This window comes from Bifidobacterium sp. POST2/T3 (B1) (genome assembly GCF_058197115.1).
Genome location: NZ_JBVPQK010000291.1, coordinates 1 through 3,337 on the forward strand (window position 1 = coordinate 1; position 3,337 = coordinate 3,337).

General features: G+C 61.0%; 2 protein-coding genes. Both read right to left on the reverse strand.

Translation table 11 applies throughout. The features are described from left to right. A partial coding sequence (locus AC0AP0_RS10665; RefSeq protein WP_490430443.1) for a glycoside hydrolase family 2 TIM barrel-domain containing protein occupies nt 1–1,769 on the reverse strand: 1,769 nt, incomplete at its 3' end. Next, nucleotides 1,766–3,337: tetratricopeptide repeat protein (locus AC0AP0_RS10670; RefSeq protein WP_490430444.1), on the reverse strand; the 1,572-nt coding region annotated here is incomplete at its 5' end. The genes AC0AP0_RS10670 and AC0AP0_RS10665, both read right to left, overlap by 4 nt.

Here is a 3,337-nt window from a genome sequence, read left to right on the forward strand (position 1 = left end):
GCATCCATCATGCCCACCAGAGCCGTGCCCTGTCCGGGAAAGTCCTGCAGACCCAGCAGCGAAAGTCCCGACATGGAAGGGGTTCGCAGGACGGACTCCACCTCCTCCCGGTAGCAGATCCGCGACAGTTCGCCTGTAGCGGCCACCCATTCCAGCCAGGTGCGCTGGTCCAGGCCAGATTCACGGACCCTGTCACGGATCATTGCGTAATTGTCAGGACGGGTGACCCCAGTGAACTCCTCGATCTCTCGGAAGTCTGGCAGCACTTCATACTGGCCGACCTCGAATCCATAGACCGGCACCTTGCACACTTTGCGGACTGCCTGCATGGAGTCCTCGAAATTGTGTGCAGTTCCCGGATGGGCAGCGTTGGTAGACCCACGCATATTGGCGAAGCAGCAGCGCAGGTCGTGGCCCTTGTAGGACTCTGATATGTAGACCTCGTTGCAGTCATCACTGCCCAGCTGTCCATAGTGTGGGTTGGAGGAATTGGCGTAGAGCCGGGTGTCGTCAATACTCCGGGCATCCTCGATAAGCTGAGCCATGCGCTGGTGGCCGGTCGCATCCGCAGACAGCTCGTTGCCCAGGGTGAGCATGACAAAGGAGGGATGGTTGGCCAGGAAGAGCAGCGTCTGCTCCAGTTCGGTGCGATAGTAGCGGTAACTCACATCCTCCTGGAAGGCATGATGGTAGTCCCAGTGCGAGAGCTCGGGCTGCATCATCATCCCCATCCGGTCCGCCGCGATGAAGGCTGCCTCGGGCGGGCAGTGTGAATGGAAGCGGACCACATTCACTCCGTATGATCGGTAGGCCTCCAAAATACGAATCCAGGAGCCCACGTCCATGGGCGGGAAGCCGGTCTGCGGAAACTCAGCGCAATTGGCCTCGCCACGCAGGAAGAAGGCCCTGCCGTTCAGAGCCAGTCTCCCCTGCCCATCGGCAGCGAAGTCACGGATACCGAAGTCCGTACTTACCCGCGAGAGCACCCTGGATCCGTCTGGCGGCAGGAGCTCGATTGCCATGCCATGCAGACAGCCCTGGTATTCGTCCCAGCGATCCGCATGGGCATCGAGGGGCAGATCGGGCCAGGTCAGTGTTCGCCGCCCGGGTTCCAGGTCTGCAGCGACCTCCAAAGGCTGGGCCAGCGCGTCGGAATAGAGCCTCAAGCGGCCATGGAATCCTCGCCCCGAATCCACATCAGCCTCTACGGTCAGCGCATCGCCATGGGGGTAGGCACGAACGCTATCTACAAAAGTGTCCTCCTCCACACGCAGGCCAATGTTTCCGAGAAGCCCGTTCCAGTTGGTCTGGGTGTGGTCAGTGGCGGTCGAGGAATCCACAATGGCGTCGTGAGGCATGCCCTGGTAGGCGTTGTCGGAATCCACCTGCAGCAGGTCATCGCCCGTTAGCAGTCCGGTCAGCTCGAAGACATGCGGCGTATTCAAGGTCTGAGGACGATAGGGCTCGACCAGGCGTTCTCCCACCCTGACCTCCAGGCGGCGAGCGCGCTCCACCTCGAAGAAGACCCTTCGCCCCGGCTGTGGAGACCATCTGATTTGTCGGGACAGCCTGACCTTCCCCTCAAAGGTGTGCCGCCTGGTCAGCCGAGAGCCGATGGGGCCGGGCTTGCCGCTGCCATAGTCATCAGACAGCTCCTGATCATCGTGTCCGAGTCCGTTGGTGTCCAGCGTGCCCGGCAACAGGACGGTTCCCTGCAGCTCAGATGGGGACTGAACCTGCCAGGCTCCAGTCAATGCAACCTTGATCATGCTTTCCTCCCGGTGAGAATTGCCCTGTGGTCCAATTCATCAGTGAGCAACCCGGCCTGAATATGGCCGGCATCCAGTTCCAGCACCTGCTTCAGGCACTCCCGAGCCTGGTCGATCTGCCCTATGCCGATGCGTGCCAGGGCCATCAGGTAGAGGCAATGAACCCGGTTCATACGGGTATAGTCCGCATCAAAGGTCAGGAAGTCGGGAAGGGAGACTGCGAAGTAGTCCTTCTCCACATGATCGTCCAAATGCTGCTCGCCAAAGTCCAGCAGCCGGTAGTAGCAGGCGTTGGCCGGACCCTGCTCGCCAAGAGCCTGGTGGGCCAGCCCCTGGAAGAGGACCATCTCAGCAGGCTGGTCGTTGTAGTAGAGCGACTCCCCCACTTGCCCGGAGCCCAGGCAGGCCAGATGGAACTCCTGATCCGCAGCGTCCTTGTCTCCTGCTGCTCGTCTGGCCAGCCCCAGATAGTAGTGAAGATCGTTGTCCTTCTGACCTTCCAGTTTGCCTTCGCCCAGGTTCTCCGGATAGGTCATGGCTCGCTCCAGCAGGTCCGCAGCACGGTCCCAGTCCTGGGCCGCCATGGCATCCTTGGCCATTAGCTTCAGCGAGATTCGGTATTGGGCGGTGATTTTGCCCTCGCCGCCCTCCCAGGGGTGGAAGCGCCGGCTGCTCATGAGCTGATAGGCCCGTTCGTAGCCGCCAGTTTGGTTGAGCAGGCTCAGGTATTCGATATACAGATCGTCCCTGTGGGCCACAACCTCCGGATGCTTTGCAAATTCCGTCAGCCGACGGGCAAAGCTCCAGCCCATCAGCCTATGAAGCTGATCCCGCTCCAGAAAGACCCGGGCATCTTCGGGATCCAACCGGCAGGCGGTCTCGATTTCATGGTCGGCTGCCTGCCAATCGTGTCGCTTGTTGCCGTAGGCAATGGCCAAGTTGCGGTGAACAGTGGCGAAGTCGGGATCCAGCTGCCGGGAATGCTCCCAAAGCTCGATGGCCCGGTCCGTCAGAGACTTGTCGTAGTAGAGACAGCCCAGATAATAGGCTGCTTTGGGACCATCGACCGTGTCCATAGCCATCTGCAGCGGCGCGATATCATCCAGGGAATTGGGGAAGCAGTAGTCCGAAGGCGCAGCCTCGGCAGCCTGGAAGGCCTCAAGGGCCTGATCCTTCCGGCCCAGCAAGTGCAGATACCAGCCTTGATAATAACGGACCATGGGCTGATGCTGATCGGCCTGGCCCAGCAGCTGCAGCGCCTCCTCATAGGCGCCGAATGCCGCGTAGCCACGGGCCGCTCGCAGGAGGTTGAGGTAATCCCCGCGCATCAGTTTGAACAGCTCGTCCGGATCGCCGCCTGCCAAGACCCGCTCGTATCCGGATACGAAGTCGAACCGATCCAGGGCCAGGTTCTCGCGCACCACTTGGTCCGCCTGATCCTGCCTGCCCAGCCGACGCAGCAGATAGGCCTTGAGCCCGCGAGCCCTGATGTTGTCGGTGTTGCGGGTCAAAGAGCGCTGGACGAAGTCCAATGCCTGCTCCAACTGGCCGCGACATGCAGCGATGCA